This window comes from Acuticoccus kandeliae, assembly GCF_003073115.1.
Map to the genome: position 1 here is coordinate 1,635,340 of NZ_QBBV01000001.1, position 24,564 is coordinate 1,659,903.

Annotated in this window: 23 protein-coding genes; 12 read left to right on the forward strand and 11 right to left on the reverse strand. The window is 70.1% G+C overall.

Going from position 1 to position 24,564, the window contains the following annotated elements:
* The first annotated feature begins 297 nt into the window (after positions 1–297).
* The 3 genes from guaB (at position 298) to guaA (ending at position 5,305) form a co-directional block, all read left to right on the forward strand.
* Entirely contained in the window at positions 298–1,797 is a 1,500-nt protein-coding gene (guaB, locus tag DBV35_RS07500; protein ID WP_108659552.1) for an IMP dehydrogenase, read from the forward strand.
* Between the two features lie 73 nt (positions 1,798–1,870).
* Positions 1,871–3,160: an RsmB/NOP family class I SAM-dependent RNA methyltransferase gene (locus DBV35_RS07505; RefSeq protein WP_108659553.1), complete on the forward strand. Its 1,290-nt coding sequence runs from the start codon at positions 1,871–1,873 to the stop codon at positions 3,158–3,160.
* 597 nt (positions 3,161–3,757) lie between these two features.
* On the forward strand, positions 3,758–5,305 hold the full coding sequence (gene guaA, locus DBV35_RS07510; RefSeq protein ID WP_108660609.1) for a glutamine-hydrolyzing GMP synthase: 1,548 nt from the start codon (positions 3,758–3,760) through the stop codon (positions 5,303–5,305).
* Between the two features lie 48 nt (positions 5,306–5,353).
* Here the strand turns inward: guaA and DBV35_RS07515 are convergent, their stop codons facing one another.
* Positions 5,354–5,824: an Rrf2 family transcriptional regulator gene (locus DBV35_RS07515; protein ID WP_108659554.1), complete on the reverse strand. Its 471-nt coding sequence runs from the start codon at positions 5,822–5,824 to the stop codon at positions 5,354–5,356.
* Between the two features lie 131 nt (positions 5,825–5,955).
* Here DBV35_RS07515 and DBV35_RS07520 point away from each other — a divergent pair, with 131 nt between their 5' ends.
* Positions 5,956–6,864: an NAD(P)/FAD-dependent oxidoreductase gene (locus tag DBV35_RS07520; protein WP_108659555.1), complete on the forward strand. Its 909-nt coding sequence runs from the start codon at positions 5,956–5,958 to the stop codon at positions 6,862–6,864.
* The gene (locus DBV35_RS07525; RefSeq protein WP_245943868.1) at positions 6,861–7,490 is read left to right on the forward strand and encodes a class I SAM-dependent methyltransferase; all 630 of its coding nucleotides are present in this window, start codon (positions 6,861–6,863) and stop codon (positions 7,488–7,490) included. Before DBV35_RS07520 ends, DBV35_RS07525 begins: the two co-directional genes overlap by 4 nt.
* 42 nt (positions 7,491–7,532) lie before the next feature.
* On the opposite strand, the gene DBV35_RS07530 is transcribed toward DBV35_RS07525, so the two are convergent.
* Positions 7,533–8,402 carry a LysR family transcriptional regulator gene (locus DBV35_RS07530; RefSeq protein WP_245943869.1) on the reverse strand — a complete coding sequence of 290 codons (870 nt, stop codon included), beginning with the start codon at positions 8,400–8,402 and terminating at the stop codon, positions 7,533–7,535.
* Positions 8,403–8,498: 96 nt separating this feature from the next.
* Here DBV35_RS07530 and DBV35_RS07535 point away from each other — a divergent pair, with 96 nt between their 5' ends.
* Positions 8,499–9,137 carry a class I SAM-dependent methyltransferase gene (locus DBV35_RS07535; RefSeq protein WP_108659557.1) on the forward strand — a complete coding sequence of 213 codons (639 nt, stop codon included), beginning with the start codon at positions 8,499–8,501 and terminating at the stop codon, positions 9,135–9,137.
* Positions 9,138–9,164: 27 nt separating this feature from the next.
* Here DBV35_RS07535 and DBV35_RS07540 read toward each other — a convergent pair whose 3' ends face one another.
* Genes DBV35_RS07540 through DBV35_RS07560 form a run of 5 tightly spaced genes read right to left on the reverse strand, consistent with a single transcriptional unit; the run spans position 9,165 to position 14,167 of the window.
* Positions 9,165–9,977 (reverse strand): ABC transporter permease, encoded by an 813-nt coding sequence (locus DBV35_RS07540; RefSeq protein ID WP_108659558.1) that lies wholly within the window; start codon positions 9,975–9,977, stop codon positions 9,165–9,167.
* A 2-nt stretch (positions 9,978–9,979) separates the two neighbouring features.
* Positions 9,980–10,837 (reverse strand): ABC transporter permease, encoded by an 858-nt coding sequence (locus tag DBV35_RS07545; RefSeq protein ID WP_108659559.1) that lies wholly within the window; start codon positions 10,835–10,837, stop codon positions 9,980–9,982.
* Positions 10,834–11,952: an ABC transporter ATP-binding protein gene (locus DBV35_RS07550; RefSeq protein WP_108659560.1), complete on the reverse strand. Its 1,119-nt coding sequence runs from the start codon at positions 11,950–11,952 to the stop codon at positions 10,834–10,836. Before DBV35_RS07550 ends, DBV35_RS07545 begins: the two co-directional genes overlap by 4 nt.
* Positions 11,953–11,954: 2 nt before the next feature.
* Positions 11,955–13,022 carry an ABC transporter substrate-binding protein gene (locus DBV35_RS07555; RefSeq protein ID WP_157961622.1) on the reverse strand — a complete coding sequence of 356 codons (1,068 nt, stop codon included), beginning with the start codon at positions 13,020–13,022 and terminating at the stop codon, positions 11,955–11,957.
* A 41-nt stretch (positions 13,023–13,063) separates the two neighbouring features.
* Positions 13,064–14,167: a mandelate racemase/muconate lactonizing enzyme family protein gene (locus tag DBV35_RS07560; protein ID WP_108659562.1), complete on the reverse strand. Its 1,104-nt coding sequence runs from the start codon at positions 14,165–14,167 to the stop codon at positions 13,064–13,066.
* 355 nt (positions 14,168–14,522) lie between these two features.
* On the opposite strand from DBV35_RS07560, the gene DBV35_RS07565 reads away from it, so the two are divergent.
* From DBV35_RS07565 to hpxZ, 5 genes are all read left to right on the forward strand, one after another.
* Positions 14,523–15,149 carry a MarR family winged helix-turn-helix transcriptional regulator gene (locus tag DBV35_RS07565; protein WP_108659563.1) on the forward strand — a complete coding sequence of 209 codons (627 nt, stop codon included), beginning with the start codon at positions 14,523–14,525 and terminating at the stop codon, positions 15,147–15,149.
* A 141-nt stretch (positions 15,150–15,290) separates the two neighbouring features.
* The gene (locus DBV35_RS07570; protein ID WP_108659564.1) at positions 15,291–16,319 is read left to right on the forward strand and encodes an amidohydrolase family protein; all 1,029 of its coding nucleotides are present in this window, start codon (positions 15,291–15,293) and stop codon (positions 16,317–16,319) included.
* 11 nt (positions 16,320–16,330) lie between these two features.
* On the forward strand, positions 16,331–17,500 hold the full coding sequence (locus DBV35_RS07575; protein ID WP_108659565.1) for an FAD-dependent monooxygenase: 1,170 nt from the start codon (positions 16,331–16,333) through the stop codon (positions 17,498–17,500).
* Positions 17,501–17,572: 72 nt separating this feature from the next.
* Positions 17,573–18,388: an MBL fold metallo-hydrolase gene (locus DBV35_RS07580; protein ID WP_108659566.1), complete on the forward strand. Its 816-nt coding sequence runs from the start codon at positions 17,573–17,575 to the stop codon at positions 18,386–18,388.
* Positions 18,388–18,786, forward strand: coding sequence for an oxalurate catabolism protein HpxZ (hpxZ, locus tag DBV35_RS07585; RefSeq protein ID WP_108659567.1), 399 nt, complete (start codon positions 18,388–18,390; stop codon positions 18,784–18,786). Before DBV35_RS07580 ends, hpxZ begins: the two co-directional genes overlap by 1 nt.
* Here the strand turns inward: hpxZ and DBV35_RS07590 are convergent.
* Complete coding sequence (locus DBV35_RS07590) at positions 18,777–19,433, reverse strand: sulfite oxidase-like oxidoreductase (RefSeq protein WP_108659568.1); 657 nt, start codon at positions 19,431–19,433, stop codon at positions 18,777–18,779. The two genes, hpxZ and DBV35_RS07590, sit on opposite strands and share 10 nt — an antisense overlap.
* Positions 19,434–19,451: 18 nt before the next feature.
* Entirely contained in the window at positions 19,452–21,119 is a 1,668-nt protein-coding gene (locus tag DBV35_RS07595) for an FAD-dependent oxidoreductase (protein WP_108659569.1), read from the reverse strand.
* A gap of 346 nt (positions 21,120–21,465) precedes the next feature.
* On the opposite strand from DBV35_RS07595, the gene DBV35_RS07600 reads away from it, so the two are divergent.
* Positions 21,466–22,266 (forward strand): LbetaH domain-containing protein, encoded by an 801-nt coding sequence (locus DBV35_RS07600; RefSeq protein WP_211099939.1) that lies wholly within the window; start codon positions 21,466–21,468, stop codon positions 22,264–22,266.
* Here DBV35_RS07600 and DBV35_RS07605 read toward each other — a convergent pair.
* Both DBV35_RS07605 and DBV35_RS07610 read right to left on the reverse strand, forming a co-directional pair.
* Entirely contained in the window at positions 22,223–23,473 is a 1,251-nt protein-coding gene (locus DBV35_RS07605) for a YbfB/YjiJ family MFS transporter (RefSeq protein ID WP_108659570.1), read from the reverse strand. The two genes, DBV35_RS07600 and DBV35_RS07605, sit on opposite strands and share 44 nt — an antisense overlap.
* Positions 23,474–23,707: 234 nt before the next feature.
* Positions 23,708–24,538, reverse strand: coding sequence for an NAD-dependent epimerase/dehydratase family protein (locus DBV35_RS07610; protein WP_108659571.1), 831 nt, complete (start codon positions 24,536–24,538; stop codon positions 23,708–23,710).
* Positions 24,539–24,564: the final 26 nt, after the last annotated feature.

Here is a 24,564-nt window from a genome sequence, read left to right on the forward strand (position 1 = left end):
GCACCGCTGGGCGGTAATGACAGGGGAAAAGGGCGGCGTGAATCCGTCGTCCGTTCCGACAGAAGGGGCGCGGAGAGGGAAGGGGAAATATCCATTCAGTCGTCCGGCTGACCATTACATAGAGCAACCGCCGCCGGACTGTATACCCACTGGCGCAACGCTCGCGCGGCAGCCATGCACTGACGGAACCCGTGCATCCCTGCCGCGGACCGTTGAAGTTTCGGGTCTGCCTGAGATATGAGGCGCAACGGCGGACCGACCCGCCGGCCCCGCCATGGGGGCGGGTAAGGGGGAAGAATGGCTGAGTTCGTGAGCCTCGCGACCGGAGAAGCTCTCACTTTCGACGACGTCCTGTTGACGCCCGGCCACTCGGAAGTACTGCCCGCGCAGACGTCGCTCGCCTCGTTCGTCACGCGCGAACTGCCGCTGAACATTCCGATTTTGTCGGCCGCGATGGACACCGTGACCGACGCCAACCTCGCGATCGCGATGGCCCAGGCCGGCGGCATCGGCATCATCCACCGCAACATGACGCCCGACGAGCAGGCCGCCGCGGTCCGCAAGGTCAAGAAGTTCGAGAGCGGCATGATCGTCGATCCGCTCGTGATCGGACCCGACGCGACGCTGTTCGACGCGCTGTCGCTGATGGAGCGGAACGGCATATCCGGTATTCCGGTGGTCGAGAATGGCGGCACCGGCGGGCACACCAAGGGCCGCCTCGTCGGCATCCTCACCAACCGCGATGTCCGCTTCGCCTCCGACCCGACGACGCCGGTGCGCGAGCTGATGACCGCGAAGGGCCTCGTCACCGTGCAGGACGGGGTGGACCAGGACGAGGCGAAGCGCCTCCTCCACCAGAACCGCATCGAGAAGCTCCTCGTCATCGACGATGCCGGCAACTGCACCGGCCTCATCACCGTCAAGGACATGGAGAAGGCGCGGGCCTATCCGAACGCGGTGAAGGACCCGCAGGGCCGCCTTCGCGTCGGCGCGGCGACCACCGTCGACGATGCCGGCTTCGACCGGGTGGAACGGCTCATCGATGCGGGCGTCGACCTCGTCGTCGTCGACACCGCGCACGGCCACTCCTCGCGCGTTCTCTCCACCGTCACGCGCGTGAAGGCGATCTCCAACCACGTCCAGGTCCTCGCCGGCAATGTCGCGACCGCCGACGGGACCAAGGCCCTCATCGATGCCGGCGCGGACGCCGTGAAGATCGGCATCGGGCCGGGCTCGATCTGCACGACGCGCGTCGTCGCGGGCGTCGGCATGCCCCAGCTCACCGCCGTCATGGAAGCGGCCGCCGCCGCCTCCGGCAGCGACACGCCGGTCGTCGCCGATGGCGGCATCAAGTTCTCCGGCGATCTCGCGAAGGCGCTCGCCGCCGGCGCGTCCTGCGCGATGGTCGGCTCGCTGCTGGCCGGCACCACCGAGGCGCCGGGCGAGGTCTATCTCCACCAGGGCCGGTCCTACAAAGCCTATCGCGGCATGGGCTCGATCGGTGCGATGGCGCGCGGCTCCGCCGACCGCTACTTCCAGTCCGAGGTGCGCGACACCATGAAGCTCGTGCCGGAAGGCATCGAGGGGCAGGTGCCGTTCCGCGGGCCGGTCGCGAATGTCCTTCATCAGCTCACCGGCGGCCTGCGCGCCGCGATGGGCTATGTCGGCGCGCGCGACCTCGCCGAGCTACGCGAGAAGGCGCGCTTCGTGCGCATCACGAACGCGGGCCTTGCCGAGAGCCACGTCCACGACGTCGCGATCGTGCGTGAGAGCCCGAACTATCCGGCCGGCCGCTGACCGGATGGCCGTGACGTCCATCCTCTGCATGCGGCCGGCTCGGGCCGGCCGTCGCTGCCCGGAGGGGCGCTAGATGCGCCCGGCCGGGCGCATCGCGGGCGCCATCGAGGTTCTCGCCGAAATCGATGCCCGTCATCGGCCGGTCGCCGACGCGCTGAAGGATTGGGGCCTGTCGCACCGCTTCGCGGGCTCCGGTGACCGGGCCGCCATCGGCAATCTCGTCTACGACGCGCTGCGCTGGCGCCGCTCCTCGGCCTTCCGCGCCGGGGAGGAGACGCCGCGCGCGATCGTGCTGGCGACGCTGCGCTTCCGCTGGGGCGTCGGCCTTGCCGACCTCGGAACGCTCGCCGAGGAGCAGTTCGGTCCGGGCACGCTCACCGAGGCCGAGCGCGCCGCCTTCGAGACCGACCGCCTCTCGGTCGCCCCCCTCGACATCCAGGCCGACATTCCCGAATGGCTCGTCCCGGCCTTCGAGGAGAATTTCGCCGAGGACTGGCTGGAGGAGGCGACGGCGCTCGCCGCGCGCGCTCCGCTCGACCTGCGCGTCAACACGCTGAAGGCGGAACGGGGGAAGATCCTCTCCGCGCTGTCGCGCCACGGCGCGAAGGCGACGCCGATCAGCCCGGTCGGCGTGCGCCTGCCGCCGCGCGCCGGGTGGGAGCGCTCGCCTAACATCGTGCGCGAGGAGATCTACCAGCGCGGCCATGTCGAGGTGCAGGACGAGGCGAGCCAGGCTGCCGCGCTCCTCGTCTTCGCGCGGCCGGGCGAGCAGGTTCTCGACCTGTGCGCCGGCGCGGGCGGCAAGACGCTCGCCCTCTCGGCGCACATGGACAATCGCGGCCAGATCCACGCGACCGACGCCGACCCCAACCAGCTCGCCCCGATCTATGAGCGGCTGAAGCGGGCGGGCGCGCGCAATGTCCAGGTCCACGCCGCCGGCAGCGACCTCTCGGCGCTGGAGCGGCGGATGGACCGCGTCCTCGTCGACGCCCCGTGCTCGGGCAGCGGCACCTGGCGGCGGCGGCCGGAGACGAAGTGGCGCCTCAGCCCCGAGGCGCTCGAGCGCCGCCTCGACGAGCAGGAAGGCGTCCTCGACAAGGCGCGCGACTATGTGCGGCCGGGCGGCTATCTCGTCTACGTCACCTGCTCGATGCTCCCGCAGGAGAACGAGGCCCAGGTCGACGCCTTCCTCTCCCGCTCCCCCGACTTCGAGGAGGTCTCGGCGGGCGAGGCGTGGGAGGAACTCTTCGGCGTCGGCGGCCCGAAACCCTGGAGCGCCAACGGGATGAGCCTCACCATGACGCCGGCGGCGACGGGGACGGACGGCTTCTTCCTCGCGGTGATGGAACGCGTCTCGTCCTGAGGCTCGGGTCATGCCGGCGGCGTCGCCCTCGGGCCGTGCCGCGGGGCCGCCGTCGGCCTCGGCAAGCGTGGCGCGGCGATGGGGCGGGCGTCAACGGCTGCGCCGTCCTCCACTGCGTTCCGGCCCTCCGGGTGACCCCCGCCCCATCGCCACGCCATGCCCGTGGCATGACGGCTCCGGAGGAATGACAGGGCCCGACTCTCCAGAGGAATGATGGGGGGGCGGGTGGGGATGCCTTGTGACGTCGCGGCGGCGTGGATCGTGGTGCCGCTGTTGGGGGTGCCGTGCCGCGCGGGGCCGCCGTCGGTCTCGGCAAGCGTGGCGCGGCGATGGGGCGGGCGTCAACGGTTGCGCCGTCCTCCACTGCGTTCCGGCCCTCCGGGTGACCCCCGCCCCATCGCCACGCCATGCCCGTGGCATGACGGCTCCGGAGGAATGACAGGGCCTGACTCTCCAAAGGAATGATGGGGGGGGGGGGGGGATGCCTCGTTCCGCTGGCCGGCGTGTCGGGGCGCGGGCGGCAGCAATGCAGTGGATGAGGGGGTGGGGCGTCAATTCTTGCTCGCGAGATGCGAGACCCTGTGGCATCAGTTCGCGATGAAGCACGACACCATCCTCATCGTCGATTTCGGCAGCCAGGTGACGCAGCTCATCGCGCGGCGTGTCCGCGAGGCGGGCGTCTTCAGCGTCGTGGTGCCGTTCACCGAAGCCGAGCGCGCCTTCCAGGAGGTGAAGCCGAAGGGCGTCATCTTCTCCGGCGGGCCCGATTCCACCCACGCCGCCGGCTCGCCCCGCGCGCCGCAGGCCATCTTCGATGCCGCAATCCCGATCCTCGGCATCTGCTACGGCCAGATGGTGATGACGACCCAGCTCGGCGGCCGCGCCGAGCCGGCCGATCACCGCGAGTTCGGCCGGGCCGAGGTGGAGGTCGTCTCCGACAGCCCGCTCCTCGACGGGATCTGGTCGAAGGGCGAGACGCACACCGTCTGGATGAGCCATGGCGACCGGGTCGAGGTGCCGCCGCCGGGCTTCCGCGTCATCGCGCGCTCGCACGGCGCCCCCTTCGCCATCATCGCCAACGAGGAGCGCCGCGCCTACGGGCTGATGTTCCATCCCGAGGTCGTGCACACCCCGGACGGGGCGCGCATCATCGAGGCCTTCGTGCGCCGGATCGCCGGGGCGAAGGGCGACTGGTCGATGGCGGCCTTCCGCGCCGAGGCGGTGCAGTCGATCCGCGACAAGGTCGGCGACGGACGCGTCATCTGCGGCCTCTCGGGCGGCGTCGATTCCACCGTGACCGCCGTCCTCCTCGCCGAGGCGATCGGCGACCGGCTCACCTGCATCTTCGTCGACCACGGCCTCCTGCGCGAGAACGAGGCGCGCGACGTCGAGGCGATGTTCGCCGGGCGCAACGACGTCGTCTTCAACAAGGTCGACGCGAGCGGCCTCTTCCTCGACGCGCTCGAGGGCGTCACCGACCCCGAGGCGAAGCGCAAGACGATCGGGCGCCTCTTCGTCGAGGTGTTCGAGAAGGAGGCGAAGTCCATCGGCGGCGACTTCCTCGCCCAGGGCACCCTCTATCCGGACGTGATCGAGAGCGTGTCGGCGACCGGCGGGCCGTCCGTCACGATCAAGTCGCACCACAATGTGGGCGGGCTGCCGGAGCGCATGGGGCTGAAGCTCGTCGAGCCGCTGCGCCTCCTCTTCAAGGACGAGGTGCGCGCGCTCGGCCGCGAGCTCGGCCTCTCCGAGACCTTCGTCGGCCGCCATCCCTTCCCGGGGCCGGGCCTTGCGATCCGCCATCCGGGGCCGGTGACGCGCGAGGGGCTCGCGGTGCTGCGCCGCGCCGACGCGATCTATATCGAGGAGATCCGCGCGGCCGGGCTCTACGACGTGATCTGGCAGGCCTTCGCCGTGCTCCTGCCGGTGCAGACGGTCGGCGTGATGGGCGACGCGCGCACCTATGAGCGCGTGCTGGCGCTGCGCGCGGTGACCTCCACCGACGGCATGACGGCCGACATCTATCCCTTCGACCCCGCCTTCCTCGGCCGCGTCGCCTCGCGCATCGTGAACGAGGTGAGGGGGGTGAACCGCGTGGTCTATGACGTGACGTCGAAGCCGCCGGGGACGATCGAGTGGGAGTGAGCCCGGCGTTCTAGCCGGGCGGGTGGCGGCTTCGGCCGCTGGGCGGAGTCAGTCCGGCGATGCCGTCGCGCAGTGGGCCTCCGGGTGCGCCTCGTGCGCGGCGAGGGCTTGCTCGAAATCCTCGGCCAGCGCTGCGACAGTGATCGTCGCGAAGCGCTTCATCAGCAGCGCCTCGGCCTCGCCGAGGGTCGCCTCCATCCGCGCGTCCACCGCCTTCTCCACGAGGCAGTCGGGGTCGTCGACGTGCGGGCCGATATTGAAGAGCGGCGGCTTTCCGATCGCGGTGTAGACGTCGAGAAGCGTGATGGCGTCGAGCCCGCGCTTCAGCTCCCAGCCGCCGCCATGACCCTTCTCCGACGCCACGAACCCCTTGTCGCGCAGGCCGGCCATCATCCGCCGCACGACGACGGCGTTCGTCCCCAGCATCCTGGCGATGTCCTCCGACGTTGCTCGCTTCACGTGCCGGTCCATGTGGATGAGAACGTGGAGCATGCGGGACATGCGGCTGTCGCGCGGCATTCGGATCGGTCCTTTCCGGGTGGGTGCCCGTTCGCGGTCTCACTCACGTAACAATATAAGGTTTCTGAGTTGACCGTCGTCGGGTTTTTACGTAACTCAATGAGGTGCGTAAAAACGGAGGGCGTCGGATCGTGGATTTCGACATCGTCATCGTCGGCGGGAGTTTCGCCGGGCAGGCGGCGGCTTTGCAGCTCGGGCGGGCGCGGCGGCGGGTGTTGCTGGTCGATGCCGGGGCGCCGCGCAACCGCTTCGCGCGGACCTCGCACGGCTTCCTCGGGCAGGACGGAGAGGCCCCGGCGGCGATCATGGCGCGCGCCGCGGCGCAGCTCGCGCGCTATCGCACGGTCGAGCAGCGACGGGACGAGGCGGTCGACGCCGCCGTCGCGGGGGCGGGCTTCACCGTCACGCTGGCGGAGGGCGGGGCGGTGTCGGCGCGCCGGCTGATCCTCGCGACGGGTGTGCGCGACGTGCTGCCGGATCTGCCGGGGCTTGCGGAGCGCTGGGGCGTCAGCGTCCTCAATTGTCCCTATTGTCATGGGTATGAGCTGGACGAGGCGCCTCTCGGGGTGCTCGCGACGGGTCCTCTCGGGGCGAAGCAGGCGATGGTCGTGCCGGATTGGGGGCCGACGACCCTCTTCACGCAAGGGATCGATCCCGCGCCCGACGAGGCGGCGGCGCTCGAAGCGCGCGGGGTCGCGATCGAGCAGGCGGCGGTCGCGGCGCACTTCGGGCCGAGCCCGGCGCTCGCGGGGGTGCGGCTCGTCGATGGGCGGGAGATCGCGCTCGCAGGGCTTTTCATCGCGCCGCCGACGGTGCCGGCGAGCGACCTCGCGGCGCGCCTCGGCTGCGCCTTCAAGGACGGGCCGACGGGGCCGATCGTCGCGACGGACGCGATGCAGGCGACCTCGGTGCCGGGCGTCTTCGCGGCCGGCGACGCGGCGAGCGCGATGCCCAACGCGACGCTTGCCACCGCGGCCGGCGTGATGGCGGGGGTCGCCGCCCACCATTCGATGATCTTCGGCGAGGGAGACGCGACATGAAGACGAATTTCGACGAGATGCGCGCCGATCCCCAAGGCTACTGGGAGAGGCGCTACAAAACCGGGTCGCCGCACTCCAGCGGGCGGCCCGGCACAGCGCTCCGCCGCTTCGTCGAGCCGCTCGCGGCTGGGCGCGCGCTGGAGCTCGGCTGCGGCAAGGGCGACGATGCGGTGTGGCTCGCGGGGGCGGGCTGGTCGGTCGTGGCGGTCGAGATCGCGGCGGCGGCGATTGAACTTGCGGCGGCGAACGCGGCGCGGGCCGGGGTGGCGGACCGCATCCGCTTCGAGCAGCACGACCTGTCGCGCGCCTTTCCGGACGGCACGTTCGATCTGGTGGTGGCGAGCTTCCTCGCTGCTTTCCCACGCGAAGAGGTGCTGCGGCGCGCGGCCGGATCCGTCGCGCCGGGCGGGCATCTCCTCATCATCGAGCACGGCTCGCGCCCGCCCTGGTCGACCGCGCCCGACGACTGGCGCTTTCCGGTCGCCGCGGAGACCGTGGAGGCGCTTGCGCTGGAGGAGGGGGCGTGGCGGCCGGTCCATGTCGGCTCGCTGGAGCGGGAGATGACGGGGCCGGAGGGCGAGAGGGCGAGCGTCCTCGACACCGTGGTGTTCCTGCGGCGCCTCTAGCGTTCGTCGCCGGAGGCGGGCGCTGCGCGCCGGCGCGGCCCATCAGAGGCGGGAGAGCTCCTCGGCGAGGATCTGCTGCACGAGGCGGATGCGGGGGCTCGGTGCGAGCGCCTGGTGGGTGATCAGCCAGAGCGGCACGCGGATCGGGTCCATCTCGGGGACGAGGCGGACCATCCCGTCCGTGCGCTCGGCGATCGGCGTCAGCATCGCGGCGACCCCCATCCCGCGCCTCGCCATCTCCCAGACGGTGATCGACGAGTCCGACAAGAGGCGGAAGTTGGCGGGCTCCATGGGGATGCCGGTCGACTGGAGGTGGGTGGCGAAGCTGACCGGGTCCTCGAACCCTATAAGGCCGGCGCTGGCGAGGTCGGCCGGCGTCTTCGGGTGGCCGTGGCGGCGCACCCAGTCGCGGGAGGCGTAGAAGCCCGCCTCCGTGTCGAGGATATGGCGGCCGGTGAGGCCGGCGCGGTCGGGCGGGACGTGGCGCAGCGCGATGTCGGCCTCGCGCCGGTGGAGGTCGCTGAGGGCGTTGGAGGCGAGGATCGCGACGGTGATGTTCGGCGCCTCTGCGCGGATCTGGGCGACGATCTCGGGCAGGATGTAGGCCGACAGCGCGTCGGTCGCGGAGAGGGTGACGCGGCCGCCGATCGTCTGCGCCTCGCCACTCGCCGCGAGGGCGATGGCGTCGGCCGCCTCGCGCATCGGGTTGACGTGGGCGAGGAGCGCGGCACCGGTGTCGGTGAGGACGAGCTTGCGGCCGATCCGCTCGAAGAGGGTGAGCCCGAGCTCGGCCTCGAACGCCTGGATCTGGCGCGACAGGGTCGGCTGGGTGAGGCCGAGCGTGCGTGCGGCGGCCGAGAGCGAGCCGGCCGTCGCGGTCGCGTGGAAGGCGCGGATGTGGTTCCAGTCCATGCGGTTCATGCGATAATGTATATAGATTCTGCAAATTTCGGCAATTTTCAAAGTTTGTGCATATGCCTATCTCCACCCCGCAACGGAGAGACGAGCATGAGCATCGCGCGCGACGCCCGCTTCTGGGACAAGGCGTCCCGGAAATATGCACGGGCGACGATCGGGGATCCGGCCGGGTATGAGCGGACCCTGGTGCGCACCAGGGCGGTGCTTCGGCCGGGCGACCATGTCCTGGAGCTCGGGTGCGGGACGGGGTCGACGGCGCTGCGGCTCGGCGGGGGCGTCGCGTCCTATGTGGCGACGGACATTTCGGCGGGGATGATCGGCATCGCGAACGAGAAGCTCGCCGAGGCGCCGGTGCCGGGGCTCGCCTTCCGGGTCGCGACGGCCGAGGACATGGCGGCGGAGGCGGGGCGGTTTGATGCGGTCCTCGCCTTCAACTATCTCCACATGGTGCGGGACGTCGCGGGGACGCTTGCGGCGATCCGCACGGTCTTGCGGCCGGGCGGGCATCTCGTCACGAAGACGCCGTGCCTCGGCGACATGAACCCCCTGATCCGGGGGATCGCCGTGCCGGTGATGCAGGCGGTCGGGAAGGCGCCGCATGTCACCTCATTCCGGGCGGACGCGCTCGCCTGGATGATCGAGGCGGCGGGGTTCGAAATCCTCGCCGTCGAGCGGCACGGCAGCGGGAAGGCGGATCACCGCCCCTTCATCCTCGCCCGCAAGGGGTGAGCGGGACGCCCGCGCGCCAAGCGTGCCTCACGCCTCGTCGGCGGCGCTCTTGGTGCGGGGACCGCTGCGGAAGAGGACCGGCAGGAGCAGGAGGATGCCGGCGAAGGAGGCGACCAGGAGGAGGGTCGACATCGCCGCGACGCTTGGGTCCGCGTAGGACTGGAGCTGCTGCATCAGGCGCAACGGCAGCGTGTCGCCGCGCGTGATGAAGAGCGAGAGCGAGAAATTGTCGAACGAGATGAGGAAGGCCGTCACCGCGCCCGCGATGACACCGCCCCGGATCATCGGCAGCGTCACGCGGAAGAAGGTGCCGATGGGGCCGACGCCGAGATTCATTGAGGCGCGCTCCAGAGACTGGTCGTAATTGGCGAGCGAGGCCGTCACCATCGCGACGACGTAGGGGAGGCCCATCACCGCATGGCCGAGCGTTGCGGCGAGAAGGCCGGGGCGCAGATCGTAGGTCGAGAGGGTGAACAGCATCGCGAGGCCGAGGACGATGCCCGGCATCGCGATCGGCATCATCACGGCGGTGCGCACAAAGGCGCGGCCGCGGAAGCGGTAGTGGTTGATCGCAAGGGCCGCGCCCGTGCCGGCGATCGTCGCGAGCACGGCGTTGCCGAGCCCGATGATGATGCTGATGAGGAGGCCTTCGATGAATTGCGGCTTCTGGAGCGCGTAGGCGAACCACCGCAGGCTCACGCCCTCGATGGGGAATTGAAGCCGCTCGCCGCTGTTGAAGGCGACCACCATCGCGATGGCGATGGGGCCGAGGAGGAAGAGGATCACGAGCGCCGCGTAGAAGCGTCCGGGAAGGCCGATGGAGGGTTGTTCGCGGTCCATGCTCAGATCCCCGCCCAGGGCGCGATGCGGCGCAGAATGGCGTTGGCGATGAGGAGGAAGGCGGCCACCGCGACGAGCACGACCGTCGCCATCGCGCCGGACAGCGCCCAGCTCGCGTTGATGGAGGACTCGTAGTAGATCGCCGGGGCGAGCATCTGGAAGCGCGTCGTGCCCATCAGCGAGGGGATGACATAGTCGCTGAGGACGCCGGCGAAGACGAGCTGGATGCCCGCGATCGCGCCCGGAAGCGAGATCGGCAGGACGACGCGGCGCCAGGTGAACCAGCGCCCGCCGCCGAGATTGGCCGAGGCGAGGAGCATCTCCGAATTCACCTTCTGCATCGCCGTCAGCAGCGGGACGATCATCAGCGGCAGGTAGCGGTGGACGAGGCCGATCACCATGCCCTCCACCTCGTTCATCATGCGGATCGGGGTGGTGATGAGGCCGAGCCCCAAGAGGGCGCTGTTGATGACGCCGCTGTCGGCGATCAGCACCATCCAGCCGAAGACGCGCATGATCACGCTGACATAGATCGGGATGTAGATCGCCCACAGGAGCAGCGCGCGCGTGCGCCCGTGCGCCCGCGTCATCGCCCAGGAGAGCGGATAGGCGATGATCAGCGTGATGAGGCACACCACCACCGCCGCGATCAGCGTGTTGGCGAAGACGCCGAGATAATAGGGATCGGTGAGGACGCGCACATAGTTCGCGAACGTGAAGTCGGGGACGAGGTTGCCGTAGGGATCGTCCGTGAAGACGCTGTTGCGCGCCGTCATCAGGATCGGGATCAGGAAGAAGGGGATGAGGAGGGCGCCGGCCGGGAGGAGCCAGAGCCACGGCGCGATCCGTCGGCGCATCATGGGCGCGCGGCCTCGCTCACCCGGCACCGGCCCGGATCGAAGCTGAGATAGATCTCGCTGCCGACATTGACCTCGACCGCGTCGGAGAAGGCGGGGCGCTCGATGACGACCTGCTGCGGTCCGAGTTCGGCAACGATCCGCTCCTGCGAGCCGAGGAAGGTCTGGAGCGAGACGCGGGCGGGGGTGTGGTGGTGCATCGCGGTGGGGTTCGCGGAGATCGCGATGTCCTCGGCGCGCACGTCGACGACGGCGTCGCGATAGTCGCCGCGCTCCAGCGCGTCGGCGGCGACGGTGAAGACGATGCCGGGCTCGGCGACGATGGTGGCCGTGTCGCCGGCGCGCGTGACCGCGCCCGCGAAGCGGTTTGCCGTGCCGAGGAAGCGCAGCACGTAGCTGTTCTCGGGCGCGCGATAGACCTCGCGCGGCGTGCCGATCTGCGAGATGCGCCCGCTCTCCATCACCGCGATCCGATCGGCGAGGGCGAACGCCTCGCGCTGGTCGTGGGTGACGAGGATGGTCGTCACCTCGAGGCGGCGCAGGAGCAGCGACATCTCGAGCTGCATCTCCTCGCGCAGATTGCGGTCGAGCGCGCTGAAGGCCTCGTCGAGAAGGAGCATGTCGGGCCGCACGGCGAGGGCGCGGGCGACGGCGACGCGCTGGCGCTGGCCGCCGCTGAGCTGCGCCGGATAGCGGTGCTGAAGGCCGGTCAGGTGCAGGAGGGCGAGCATCTCGTCGAGACGGGCCGCCATCTCCTCCTTCGCCATGCGGCGCGCGGTGAGGCCGTAGACGATGTTCTGCGCGACCGTCAGGTGCGGGAACATCGCGTAGTGCTGGAACACCATCGCGATGTTGCGCCGGTAGGGCGGCACGTTGTTGAGGAGCCCCCCGCGCAGGGTGATCGTGCCGAAATCCGGCGTCTCGAAGCCGGCGATGAGGTTGAGCAGCGTGGACTTGCCACAGCCGCTCGCACCGAGGAGCGCGAGGATTTCCCCGCGCTTGAGGGACAGGCTGCAGCGGTCCACGGCGAGGTGCCCTTGGAACGCCTTGCGGACATCGTCGAGAACGAGCTCGCTCGGCTCACCCGTTCCGACGGACACCTCCGGGGCCGCTGCCATTGTCAGCTCTGGACCTCGCGGGTGTAGCGGTCGAGCCAGGCGCGCTGCTTGGCGGCCGCCATCTCCTGGTCGAGGAACCACAGAAGGCTCGGATCGGTGGTGACGAGCGGGGCGACCTCCGGAGAGACCTCGACGTCGGCGCGCACGGGCGTCGCGAGAAGCTCCTCCGTCATCGCCTTCTGGACGGGGAGGGTCAGCGTGAAGTTGATGTATTCCTTCGCCGCGTCCGGATTCTTGCCGTTCGCGGGCATGCACAGATCATACGGTGCGGCGAGGACGCCCTCTTTCGGCGAGGCCTTCACGACGTTGGGGGTCGCGCGGCTGGTGTTGGCGATGCGGATGCCGAATTGCGGGCAGATGCCGATATCGCCGCGCTCGATCAGCATGTTGGGCTGGGCGCCGTCCTGATAGTAGGCGCGCACGTCCGGCTTCAGCGCGATGAGGCGCTTGAAGGCCTCGTCGATCGAGGCGTCGTCGACCGTGTCGCCGCTGATCGCGCGGGCGAGGCAGACGAGGAAGTTGAGGGCGCTCGCGCCGTTGACGGCGCTGGGGAGCATGATCTTGCCCTTCATGTCCTCGCGCCACAGGTCCAGCCAGGAGGTGACGGGATCGGTAATCTGGTTGGTGTCGACCATGAGGTCGAAGGTGTCGAGCATCGTCGCGGCGCCCCAGCCCTCGGCCGGGATCGCGCCCTCGACGAGGTTCGGCGCTTCGGAGAAGTCGGCGGCGGAGACGGGCGCGAGGAGGCCGGTCTTCAGCGCCCGCAGGCCCCAGGCGCGCGAGACCATCACGAGGTCGAAGGGCGGGTCGTCCTTCTGCGTCTGGATCTTGGCGAACGCGCTCGGCGAGATCTCGACCTCGTAGCTGACGTCGATGCCGGAGGCCTCCTTGAAGGGCGCGCCGACGATGGTGCCGAGGATCTCGTAGGGGCCGCCAAAATGGGTGACGACGATGCTCGACGTCTGCGCCCGCGCGGCGATGGAGCCGCCGGCGAGGTTGAATGCGGTGAGGCCGATGGCGGCCTTGCCGGCACCCTTGAGAAGGCCTCTGCGTCCGATCGTGTAGGTCATTGCACCCTCCATGATGTCTGGTCGCCGCCCGTCAGCGGGGCCTAGCGAATTGAAAGTTCTGCGAGTGTCGATCGGTCCACCTCGATCCCGAGGCCGGGGCCGGTGGGGACCGGAAGGCGTCCCTGCGCGTCGAGAAGGTCCGGATGGGACACCGGCTCGCGCGTCAGCCTGTCGTGCAGCGCCGTGCGGTGGAGGCTGCACTCCATGATCTCGAAGCCGGGGAGAGCGGCGGCGAGGTGGAGGGATGCGGCCGCCTTGATGGCGCCGCCCGAATGGTGCGGGGCGAAGGGAATCGCGTGGAGCGCGGCCGCGCCGATCGCGTCGCGGAAGCCGGAGATGCCGCAGGTGCGGCCAATATCGGGCTGGAGAAGGTCGACCGCGCCGGCGGCGAGGAGGCCGGCCGCACCCTTGGCGGTGAACTCGTTCTCGCCCGCTGCGATGGGGAGGAGGTCCTTGGCGCGCAGGCGCGCGAGGGCGGCATAGTCCGTCGGGTCGACTGGCTCCTCGAGCCAGAGATAGTCGAGATCGGCGAGCGCCTCGGCGAGGCGGAGCGCGTCGCGATAGGTGAAGGCGGCGTTCGGGTCGGCGCAGAGGCCGATCCCGTCGCCGACCGTCTCGCGCACCCGGCGTGACCGGGCGATGGCCGCCGTGACGGGGCCCTGGAGCTTCACCTTGAGGGCGCGGAAGCCGAGGGCGACGGCGGCCTCCGCCTGGGCCTCAGCCCCCGCATCGTCGACCCATGCGATGAAGGAGGCGTAGGCGGGGAGGGCGTTGCGGCCGTGGCCGGCGAGGAGATCGCGGATCGGGAGGCCCGCCGCCTGTCCGGCGAGGTCCCACAGCGCGATGTCGATCGCGGAGATGGCTTCGGCGATCACGCCGCCGACGGGGGTCGGGAAGGCGGTGCGCATCTTGGCGGCGAGGGTGGCGATGTTCGCCTCGTTCTCGCCGACGAGGCGCGGGGCGAAGACGTCCTCCACGACGGCGGCGGCGGCGCGCGCGGTCGTCGGCGACAGCGCCTCGCCGAAGCCCGAACGGCCGTCCCGCGTCGCCACTTCGACGACGAGGGTCGACACCGAGCCCTGCCGCCCCGAGCCTTTCGGCTGGGGGACGGCGAGTGGATAGGCGGTGACCGACGCAATCGGCATAGAGGTCCTCGACAGGCCGTCAGGTAACGCGGGAACCAGGTCGGTAAATTCGATATCCAATAGTTCGATATCGAACGGTTATGAAATTATGAGGGGGTCATGACCCTGTCAATTCGCCGGACGCGCCAAATTTCAGGCACACTGGAGGATGGGGCGCTGCAATATTGTGCGAGGCGACAAATCGATGATCATTCTGATTAATTCGCTAGCGTATCCGTCGCCTTCCGGATTGCTATCGGGCCGGGTTGGCGGGTAGAAAGAGGGTGGCGGTCGCGCCCGTCGCCGTGGATTGGCGGGGCCGCGATGGGTTGGTTGAGTGCCGATTCACTTCGGGATCGAACGATAAGAGGAAAAAATGATCAGTCGCGATCCGGAAGGTCGTGCCGCAGCGGCGGACGCCAAACCGCGCAAGGCCGGGCGCAAGCCCGCTGTGAAGCGGGCCGCGAAGGGGGAGGCGGCGGACATGCCGATCCCGCACGACGAGAACGCGATCGTCCAGCAATGGCAGCGGGAGCGGCCGGACATCGATCCCGGGCCGATGCGCCTCCTCGGTATCCTCGCGCGCGCCCACTCGATGACGACACCCTTCATCGACCGCCTGGTCGCCGAGCACGGGCTCACCCGGCGCTCCTTCGACGTGCTCTCGGCGCTGCGCCGCGCCGGCCCGCCGTTCAGCCTGACGCCCAAGCAGCTCGCCGATTCCCTTATGCTGAGCGGGGCGGGCATGACGAGCCGGCTCGACCGGCTGGAGGCGCAGAATCTCATCGCCCGGATGCCCGAGCCGACCGACAGGCGCAGCCTCAAGGTCCAGCTCACCCGCAAGGGCGTCACGCTGATCGACAAGATCATCCCCGACATCGTCGCCGCGCAGTGGCAGCTCGTCTCCGAGGTGGGGCTGGAGGAGACGGAGACGCTTGTCGATCTCCTGCGCCGTCTCACCAGGGCGCTGGAGGCGATGGAGGGGAAGGCGGCGGACAAATAGCCGGTTGACCGGCCCCCAGGGTGGGTCGTATCGTCATTTTAGTTCGATATCGAATTATCAGTGACCTTACTATTCCCACCGACCCATGTGGTGCTGAATGCGTTTGCGACCCGCTCGCCCCCTCCGTCAGGTCCGCTCGGCATGACGATGTCGCCCACGATCGATATCCACGCCCATCTCGTCGCCCCCGCGCTGATCGAGGAGCTCGCCCGCAACCCGGCCGCCTACGGTGTGCGCACCGAGCCGGGCGCCGACGGCCATCCCCGCCTCGGCTTCCTCGACCGGCCGCTCTATCCGCGCCCGCTTTTCCCGGCCCTCACCGACCTCACGCTGCGCCTGCCGCAGATGGAGGCGGACGGCATCGCCCTTCAGCTCATCTCCACCTGGACCGACATCGCCGGCGATGACCTCCCCGTGCGCGAGGGGGTGCGCTGGGCGCGCCTCCAGAACGACACGCTGATCGAGGCGGCCAGCGAATATCCGGGCCTCTTCGAGGCGATGGGCACGCTGCCGATGCAGCACGCCCCCTCCGCCATCGCCGAGCTCGAGCGTCTCGCTTCGGTCGGCGTGCGCTCGGTCCAGATCGGCACGCACGCGAACGGGGTCGAGCTCGACCACGAGTCGCTCGACCCGCTCTGGCGCCGCATCGCCGATCTCGGCATCTTCGTCATGCTCCACCCGCCGGCCCATCCCGTGGGGAGCGACCGGACGGGGGACTATTTCCTCAACAATCTCATCGGCTTCACCACCGACACGACGATCGCTGGGGCGCGCCTCATCTTCGGCGGGGTGATGTCGCGCTATCCGAGCCTCAAGGTCTGCCTCGTCCACGGCGGCGGCTTCCTGCCCTACCAGATCGGGCGGATGGATCGCGGCTTCGAAGCCCACCCCGCGTGCAGCGCGAAGCTTCACCGCAAGCCGTCCGACCTTCTGCGCGCCTTCTATTTCGACACGATCACCCACGACGCGGCCGCGCTCGACTATCTCATCGGCCGGGTCGGGGCCGACCGTCTCGTCTACGGCACCGACACGCCCTTCGAGATGCTCGACGCGCACGGGCTCGAGCGGATCGCCGCGAGCGCCGTCCTTTCCGAGAGCGACCGTCAGGCGATCCGCGCCGGCAACGCCGAGGCCGCCCTCGGCATCGCCGCCGACGCGCTCCAGTCCTGAGGAGAGGCTTCATGCGACGCGATATCGAGATCGCCATCATCGGCGCGGGCCTCGGCGGGATGACGGTCGCGGGCCTCCTGCAGCGGGCCGGATTCGCTGTCACGGTCTACGAGCAGGCCGACGCCTTCTCGCGGATCGGGGCGGGCATCCACCTCAGCAGCAACGTCACGAAGATCATGCGCCGCCTCGGGATCGAGGACCGGCTCGTCGAGATCGGCCTCCACCCCGACGCCTTCGTCAGCCGCAAGTGGGACACCGGGGAGGTGCTGTTCGAGCTGCCCTTCGACCCGGCGAGCGAGGCGCACTATGGCGGCCCCTATGTGAACGTCCATCGCGGCGACCTCCACGCCGTCCTCGAATCGGCGCTCGACCACGGGACGATCGCCTTCGGCCACCGCCTCGCCGCGCTTGAGAGCGACGGGGCGGGCGTGCGCCTCACCTTCGAGAACGGCCACACGGCGGAGGCGGACATCGCCATCGGAGCCGACGGGGTGCGCTCGCGCGTGCGCGAGGCGGTCGCGCGGACGGGCGGCCCGCGCTTCAGCGGCCACGTCGCCCATCGGGCGGTCTTCCCGGCGGCGCGCCTTGAGGGCCTGCCGATCCGCGCCTGCACCAAATGGTGGGGGCCCGACCGGCACATCCTCGTCTACTACATGACCCAGGCGCGCGAGGAGGTGTACGTCGTCTCCAGCGTGCCGGCGCCCGAGTGGCCGGAAGGGGCGAGCGTCCTCCCCGGCGACCGCGACGCCTTCATCGCCGATTTTGACGGCTTCCACCCGGAGCTGCGCCAGGTGGTCGCCGCCGCGCCCGACGTGACGCTATGGCCGGTCTTCGACCGCGATCCGCTCCCGCATTGGAGCAAGGGGCCGCTGATCCTCCTCGGCGACGCCTGTCATCCGCTGCTCCCCTACATGGCCTCCGGCGCCGCGATGGCGATCGAGGACGCGGCCGTCCTCGCGCGCTGCTTCGCCGAGATCGACGGGGAGGTCGCGGACGTCACCGCCTGGTACGAGGCGAACCGGATGCCGCGCGTCGGCAAGGTGCGCGAGATCTCGCTCGCCAACACCTGGCTGCGCGGGCCGACCGATCCGGACTGGCTCTTCCAGTACGACGCCTGCACCGTGCCGCTCGTCGCGCCCCAACCGGCGGGCGGGGCGGCGGACACCGTGCATCAGACCTGATATGGGCCGAATGAGGACCGCTCGATCGACGCGCACCGCGCCGAACATGCGCTAGGACGGGGAAATATTGCGATGCCAGCCTTTATCTGCACGACCTGCGGCACCCAGTACGCGCCGACGGAGACGCCGCCCGGCGAATGCATCATCTGCGAGGAGGAGCGCCAGTACCTCCAGCCGACCGGGCAGGCGTGGACGACGCTCGAGCGGCTGAACATCACCCACAAGGCGATCTTCCACCCCGAGTACGAATTCCTGTCGATCGGCAACGCGCCGGCCTTCGGCATCAACCAGCGCGCGCTCCTCGTGAGGACGCCCGAGGGCAACATCCTCTGGGACTGCATCAGCCTCATCAACCCGGCGATGGTGGAGATCATCAACGGGCTCGGCGGCATCCAGGCAATCGCGATCTCCCATCCGCACTACTACACGACCCTCGTCGAATGGAGCCGCGCCTTCGGCGACATTCCGGTCTATCTCCACGCCGCCGACGCCGAATGGGTGATGCGCCCGGACCATTGCATCACCCACTGGATGGGCGAGACGCACGAGATCCTGCCCGGCCTGACGCTGATCCGCGCCGGCGGCCACTATACGGGCGGCACGGTGCTCCACGTCGCCTCGGCGGCCGAGGGGCGCGGCGCGCTCCTCTCCGGCGACATCCTCCAGGTCGTCGCGGACCGGAAGCATCTCGGCTTCATGCGCAGCTATCCGAACTTCATCCCGCTCGGCGAGGCGGCGGTGCGGGCGATCGGCGAGCGCGTCGCGCCCTTCCGCTATGACGCGATCTACGGCGCGTTCTGGGAGCGTTCGATCCCGACCGGCGCCGAGGCGGCGGTAAAAGCCTCGATCGACCGGCACATCCACTGGCTGAACCAGGGCGCCGATTGATGAGCGCGCTCGACGATATCGACCGCGAGACGACCCGCGCCGCGGTGGAGGCCGCCTTCTACGCCTACGAGGCGGCGCTCGTCGCGAACGATCTCCCCGCGATCGACGCGCTGTTCTTCGACAGCCCCCGCACGATCCGCTACGGCGAGAAGGAGAACCTCTACGGCGCCCGCGCGATCGCCGCCTTCCGGGCGGCGCGCCCCTCCGCCCCGCGTCCGCGCACGCTCCTGAAGGTCGAGATCTCGACCTACGGGCCGGATTGCGGGATCGCCAATTGCGAGTATCGCAACGAGGGCGAGGCGCGGCTCGGGCGGCAGAGCCAGACCTGGGTGCGCGGACCGGAGGGCTGGCGCATCGTCTCGGCGCACGTCTCCTACATGAACCCGCCTCAGGAATAGCGCTCCTCGTTCCACGGGTCGCCGCGATTGTGGTAGCCGCGCTGCTCCCAGTAGCCCTCGGCATCGCGCGTGCGGAACTCGATCCGCTGGATCCACTTCGCGCTCTTCCAGAAATAGAGGTGCGGGATCACGAGGCGGGCCGGGCCGCCATGCTCCGGCGCGAGCGGCCGGCCCTCCCAGGCGTGCACGAGAAGGGAGCCCTCGCGCAGGAAATCGGTGAGCGTCACGTTGGTCGTGTAGCCGTCGTGCGCGTGGAAGAGGACGAAGTCCGCGTCCGCCTTCGGCCGCACGAGGTCGGCGATGTGGGCGGTCGCGATCCCGGTCCAACGATTGTCGTAGCGCGACCATGTGGTGACGCAGTGGATGTCGGAGACGTCCTCGGTCTGCGGCGCCTCGAGGAGGTCGGCCCAGCTCCACAGCACAGGGTTCTCGACCGCGCCGCCGATCTCGAGCCGCCAGCGCCCCGGCGCGATCTCCGGGGTGAGGCCGAGATCGAGCACCGGCCAGTTCTGGACGAGGTGCTGGCCGGGCGGCAGCCGCTCCGCTTCGGGCCGCGTGTGGCGGCCGGTCAGGAAGCGCCGCTCGTCGGCCCATTTCTGCTTCGTGCGGGTGAGCTTCGTCTCGGGGATCGGGTCGTCATCGGCCATCGGGAAACGGCTCCTCGGTCATGATGCGCGGGCGAGCGGTTCGGTCTCGGCAAGGCGCAGATGCTCGTGGATCGCGGCGACGACCTGCGCCCCTTCGCCGACCGCCGCCGAGATGCGCTTGATTGAGCCGGCGCGCACGTCGCCGATCGCGAAGACGCCGTCGCGGCTCGTCGCGAGCGCACGCAATCCCGTCTGGCCATTCTGGCCGGTCAGCACGAACCCTTTTGGGTCGAGGTGCACGTCCGCCCCTTCGAGCCAACCGGTGCGCGGCTCGGCGCCGATGAAGAGGAAGAGGTGGTGCGTGTCCGTCCCGCCATCGCCCGCGCCGTGCGTGCGCCAGCGCACCGCCGAGAGCACACCGTCGCTGCCGTCGACCGCGGTGATCTCGGTCCCGGTGAGGACATCGACATTGTCGAGCCCCTCGATCCGGTCGACGAGATAGCGCGACATGCTCGCCCCGAGGTCGGCGCCGCGGGCGATGAGGCGCACGCGCGCCGCCTTGCTCGCGAGATAGACGACGGCCTGTCCGGCGGAATTCCCCGCGCCGACGAGGACGACCTCCTGCGCCTGGCAGAGCTTCGCCTCCAGCGGGGAGGCCCAATAGTGGACGCCCGCCCCCTCGAACTCGCCGATCCGCGCGACGGAGAGGCGGCGATAGTCGACCCCGTTCGCGATGACGACGGTGCGCGCGCGCACCGCGCCCCCGCTCGCAAGGGTCAGGCGCTGGTGTGGGCCGACGCGGTCGAGGCCGACGACCTCCTCGGGGATCGCGAACTCGACGCCGAATTTCTGCGCCTGGTTGAAGGCGCGCGCGGTGAGGGCGAGGCCGCTGATCCCGGTCGGGAAGCCGAGATAATTCTCGATCCGCGCCGACGCGCCGGCCTGACCGCCGAAGGCGCGCCCGTCGAGAACGATCACCGCGAGGCCCTCCGAGCCCGCATAGACGGCGGCGGCGAGCCCGGCCGGCCCCGCCCCGATGATCGCGACGTCATAGACGCGGTCCGCGTCGACGGGGGAGACGAGGCCGATGCAGCGGGCGAGCTCGATCTCGGTCGGGTTGCGCAGGAGCTGGCCGCCCGGACAGAGCACGATCGGGAGTTCGCCGGGCTGGATGTCGAAGCGCGCGAGCATCGTCCCGGCGCAGCTGTCGGATACGGGGTCGAGCTGCTGGTGGGGGTGGCCGTTGCGGCGCAGGAATCCCGCAAGGCGCAGGACGTCGGCACTGTTCGGGTTGCCGACGATGATGGGACCGCCGAGCCCGGTCTCGATGAGGCTCACGCGGCGAAGGATCAGTGCGCGCATGATGCGCTCGCCGATCTCCGCCTCGGCGATCAGGAGCGCGCGCAGGCGGTCGGGCGGGATGACGATCGCGTCGGTCTCCTCCACGGCGCGGGCGTCGAAGAGGGCGGGGCGACCGCTGAGCTGGGCGAGCTCACCCATGAAGTTGCCCTTGCGGTGCGTGATGAGGGGCGCGCCGGAATGCTCGCCGCGCCGCGTCACCTCGACCCCTCCGTCGAGGATGAGGACGAGGCCGTGGCCGGGCTCGCCGGTGCGCACGATGATCTCGTCGGTCGCGAAATGGGCGGGGGTGCCGAAGCGGACGAGGCGCTCGGCCTCCTCCGGCTCCAGTGTCGGGAAACGCTGGGCGAAGCGGGTCTCGGAGGCGGGGTAGAGGGGCTCGGTCATGGCGGGTCTCCTCCGGTTCGGGTGGTGCTGGCGCGGCTCACCGGTGCGCGCCGCCCGGTTGCGCGTGGCGGGCGCGGGCGCGGCGGGGCGCCGGGACAGGGGTCGCGAAGGCGTCGGCAAGTCGATGGGCGAGGATGGGTGCCTTGCGGCGCGGGTTTGCCGAAAGATCGGGCGTTGCCGCCGTCAGCGCAATCCCACGATCCGCCGGCCGTGTAGAGATAGGCGCGGTTGGGGGCGCGGTCGATTGTCCGAGAGGACAGGGGGCGTGGTCCGCCGATTGCAATTAAAGGTTATAGACGCAATTAAAGGTTGATGTTAGGTTTCCGATCCAGCGGAGGGGTCGGTTATGGCGATGTCGACGGTCGAGGGAGATCCGGTGCATCTCGTGGTCTCGGGGGCGGCCCGGCCGCCGCTCGTGATGGACGTCGCGGCCAACAGGCGGGCGGTGAAGTGGTCCCGCCGGGCGCTCGCGGGGCGGGTCCTGTGGGCGCTCGCCGTCCCGCTCTTCCGCCTCTCGCCGCGTCTCATGTGGGGCTTCCGCCGTGGTCTTCTGCGCCTCTTCGGCGCGCGCATCGGGCCGGGGGTGCGGATCCTCCCGTCGGTGCGGGTGATGATCCCCTGGCATGTCGAGATCGGCGCGGAGGCGACGGTCGGGGCGAACGTGATGCTCTACGCGCTCGGCCCCATCCGCATCGGGCCGACGGCGACGATCAGCCAGGGCGCGCACCTTTGCGGCGGCACGCACGACCATCGTGATCCCACCTTCCCGCTGGTGAAGGCGCCCGTCACGGTCGGGAGCGGGGCCTGGATCTGCGCCGACGCCTATCTCGGCCCGGGCGTGCGGGTGGGGCCGATGGCAGTGGTCGGCGCGCGGGCCGTCGTCGTGCGCGACGTCGCGGCTCACACCGTGGTCGCAGGCAACCCCGCACGGCCGATCGGCGAGCGGCGGATGCATGATGCCGAGCGGGCCGATCCCGTGACGCACGCCGTCGCGGGGGAGTGCGGCGTGCCGGCCCATGAGGTGGTCGCAGGAAGCCCGGTCGGGCAAATCGGCGAGCGGTGGAGTCACGCGCCCGCCGGGGGTGTCGAACGCGTCCCCGTCTTCAGCGGCGACGGGCGGGACGGCCCGGCCACACCCATTCCATGAGGATGTAGAGGATCCCGCCGAGGACGAGGGCGCCCGCCGCGATCTCCAGCGACTGGTCGAACCCGGCCCGCTCGGTGGCGCTGAAGCGCTGGATCACCGTGACGAGGGGCGGCCCGACGATCTGCCCGATCCCGAAGAGGGCGGTGAGGAGACCCATATAGCGGGCCGCCTGGTGGGGGCGGAGGCGCCGCACCTCCTGCATCGCGAAATAGTTGATACCGAGGAAGGGAAGGCCGGTGAGGGCGCTGCCGATGATGAAGCCCGGCACCGTCGGCACCAGGACCGTCAGCCCGATGCCCGCCGCCTGGATGAAGTAGCACGCCGTCAGCGCGGTGCGCGGGTCCGACACCATGTGGACCCGCGTCGAGAGGATCGAGCCGATCGCGGCGCAGATGCCGAGGATCGGCCAGAAGAGGTCGACCCACAGGGTCGGCGGCAGCGAGGCGCGGGCGATCACCGGCAGGAAGGTCGCGGTGATGATGTAGCCGAACCCGGCAAGGCCGTAGGCGAAGGCGAAGAGGGTCATCTCGCCGGCATTGTCGCGCGCGGGGGCCGGGCCGGTTGCCGCCCGCGGGACGACGGGTTCCATCGCCGGCGCGCCGCGCAGGGTGCGCCAGATCATGGCGACGAGCCCCGCCCCCATGATCGCGAAGCAGAGCCACCCGTCGCGGGAGGTGAGGCCGAGGCCGATCATCACCCACGTCGCGACGCCGAGGAGGGCGATGCCGACGCCGACGCCCACGAACATCATCGCGCCGAGCGCGGCCTTCCCCTGCTCGGCGACGAGGGTGAGGCACCAGCGCGCCGTGTGCACGAAGGTGATGGCGCTGAAGATCCCGATGACGAAGCGCAGCACGATCCACGCCGTCTGGCTCGGGATCATCATGGCGAGGGTGAGGAGCACGGTCGCGATGAGGCCGCAGCGCACGAGCGTCACGCTCGACCACACCGCCGGCAGCGCCATGCACAGGAGCGCGCCGAGGAGATAGCCGCCATAATTGATGGCCGCGAGGGTGCCCGCGAAATCGAGGTCGAGCGCGCCTTCGCCGATCATCATCGGCATGATCGGTGTGAAGGCGAAGCGGCCGATGCCCATCGCGACTGCCATCGCGATGGAACTCGCGAAGACGATGGCGCCGGCCGACGGGATCGGCGTTGCAACGGCGCGGGCGCGGGCGGCGTCGGCGGGATGATCGATGGCGTTCACGCGGGACGGTCCGCGCGGCGGACGGCGCAGCGCATCGCGGCGCGCCGCGTCTGCGCGCCGGGGCCGGATCGGCCGGTCTTCGTCCTGTCCGCCATCCTCGCCTCCGGGTCTCGCTCGCGCGCCGGGAAGGCGCGCAAGGTCACACTTAGCGAAGTTGGCGTCCCGCTTGTAGGATGCCGCAAGGCAACCCAGCCATCCACCACGCGCCCGGCGCGGCGGGACGGGCGCCTGCGGTCAGCGCTTGCGGTCGTCGACGATGCCCATCGTCGCCGTCCCGCTCTCGCCGAGCGGGACCGAGGCGAACGGGCCGCCCTGGCAGAACTGACCGGCATCGGTCGGGTCGGCGGGCGGGGCGGCGGCGAGGATCTCGGCCGCGAACACCTCCGCATTGTCCTTCGGCTGGAAGCCGAGGAAATGGGCGGCCGTGTTGTCCACCGGGGCGCGGTCGTTGTTCGACACGCCGTAGACGATCGAGAAGCCGGTGACGGGGGTGTCGATCGCGCGCGTCACGAGGAGGACGAGGTCGTCATAGGAGAGCCAGGAGCCGAGCGCGCGCGCGTTCGTGACCTTCGCGCAGGAGAGGATCCGCATGCACACCGCCTCCACCTGCCGTTTCTCCCAATAGAGGCGGGCAAGGTCCTCCGCGAAGCACTTGGCGAGGCCATAGAAGGTGTCCGGCCGGTGCGGCACGTCGATGCCGATCCGCTCGTTCTTCGGATACATGCCGACGGCGTGGATCGAGCTCGCATAGACGACGCGGCGCACGCCGTGCCGGTAGGCGGCCTCCCAGATGTTGTAGCAGCCGATGATGTTGGGGCCGAGGATCGTCTCGAACGGGCGCTCATCGCCGATCGCGCCGAAATGGACCACCATGTCCGCCCCCTCCACGAGGGCGTGGATCGCGTCGGCGTCGGCGAGGTCGGCGCGCACATAGGTCTCGCCCGGATAGAGCGTGCCGATGTCCTCCACGATGTCGGAGGAGACGAGCGTGTCGGCGAGCTTGGCGAGCGGCTCGCGCAGGTAGGAGCCGAGGCGGCCGGCGGCGCCGGTGAGGACGAGTTTCATGCGATCTCCGGGACGGGTTGGACGGT

What these genes read in the sequence shown, in the direction of transcription:
- DBV35_RS07580 (WP_108659566.1), top strand. Translation starts at nt 17,573, where the DNA reads ATGCCAGCCTTTATCTGCACGACCTGCGGCACCCAGTACGCGCCGACG.
- DBV35_RS07545 (WP_108659559.1), bottom strand. Translation starts at nt 10,837, where the DNA reads ATGATGCGCCGACGGATCGCGCCGTGGCTCTGGCTCCTCCCGGCCGGC.
- DBV35_RS07550 (WP_108659560.1), bottom strand. Translation starts at nt 11,952, where the DNA reads ATGGCAGCGGCCCCGGAGGTGTCCGTCGGAACGGGTGAGCCGAGCGAG.
- DBV35_RS07600 (WP_211099939.1), top strand. Translation starts at nt 21,466, where the DNA reads ATGGCGATGTCGACGGTCGAGGGAGATCCGGTGCATCTCGTGGTCTCG.
- DBV35_RS07590 (WP_108659568.1), bottom strand. Translation starts at nt 19,433, where the DNA reads ATGGCCGATGACGACCCGATCCCCGAGACGAAGCTCACCCGCACGAAG.
- DBV35_RS07505 (WP_108659553.1), top strand. Translation starts at nt 1,871, where the DNA reads ATGCGCCCGGCCGGGCGCATCGCGGGCGCCATCGAGGTTCTCGCCGAA.
- DBV35_RS07540 (WP_108659558.1), bottom strand. Translation starts at nt 9,977, where the DNA reads ATGGACCGCGAACAACCCTCCATCGGCCTTCCCGGACGCTTCTACGCG.
- DBV35_RS07570 (WP_108659564.1), top strand. Translation starts at nt 15,291, where the DNA reads ATGACGATGTCGCCCACGATCGATATCCACGCCCATCTCGTCGCCCCC.
- DBV35_RS07515 (WP_108659554.1), bottom strand. Translation starts at nt 5,824, where the DNA reads ATGCCGCGCGACAGCCGCATGTCCCGCATGCTCCACGTTCTCATCCAC.
- DBV35_RS07525 (WP_245943868.1), top strand. Translation starts at nt 6,861, where the DNA reads ATGAAGACGAATTTCGACGAGATGCGCGCCGATCCCCAAGGCTACTGG.
- DBV35_RS07565 (WP_108659563.1), top strand. Translation starts at nt 14,523, where the DNA reads ATGATCAGTCGCGATCCGGAAGGTCGTGCCGCAGCGGCGGACGCCAAA.
- DBV35_RS07610 (WP_108659571.1), bottom strand. Translation starts at nt 24,538, where the DNA reads ATGAAACTCGTCCTCACCGGCGCCGCCGGCCGCCTCGGCTCCTACCTG.
- DBV35_RS07560 (WP_108659562.1), bottom strand. Translation starts at nt 14,167, where the DNA reads ATGCCGATTGCGTCGGTCACCGCCTATCCACTCGCCGTCCCCCAGCCG.
- DBV35_RS07575 (WP_108659565.1), top strand. Translation starts at nt 16,331, where the DNA reads ATGCGACGCGATATCGAGATCGCCATCATCGGCGCGGGCCTCGGCGGG.
- DBV35_RS07530 (WP_245943869.1), bottom strand. Translation starts at nt 8,402, where the DNA reads ATGGACTGGAACCACATCCGCGCCTTCCACGCGACCGCGACGGCCGGC.
- hpxZ (WP_108659567.1), top strand. Translation starts at nt 18,388, where the DNA reads ATGAGCGCGCTCGACGATATCGACCGCGAGACGACCCGCGCCGCGGTG.
- guaB (WP_108659552.1), top strand. Translation starts at nt 298, where the DNA reads ATGGCTGAGTTCGTGAGCCTCGCGACCGGAGAAGCTCTCACTTTCGAC.
- DBV35_RS07555 (WP_157961622.1), bottom strand. Translation starts at nt 13,022, where the DNA reads ATGACCTACACGATCGGACGCAGAGGCCTTCTCAAGGGTGCCGGCAAG.
- DBV35_RS07595 (WP_108659569.1), bottom strand. Translation starts at nt 21,119, where the DNA reads ATGACCGAGCCCCTCTACCCCGCCTCCGAGACCCGCTTCGCCCAGCGT.
- DBV35_RS07535 (WP_108659557.1), top strand. Translation starts at nt 8,499, where the DNA reads ATGAGCATCGCGCGCGACGCCCGCTTCTGGGACAAGGCGTCCCGGAAA.
- guaA (WP_108660609.1), top strand. Translation starts at nt 3,758, where the DNA reads ATGAAGCACGACACCATCCTCATCGTCGATTTCGGCAGCCAGGTGACG.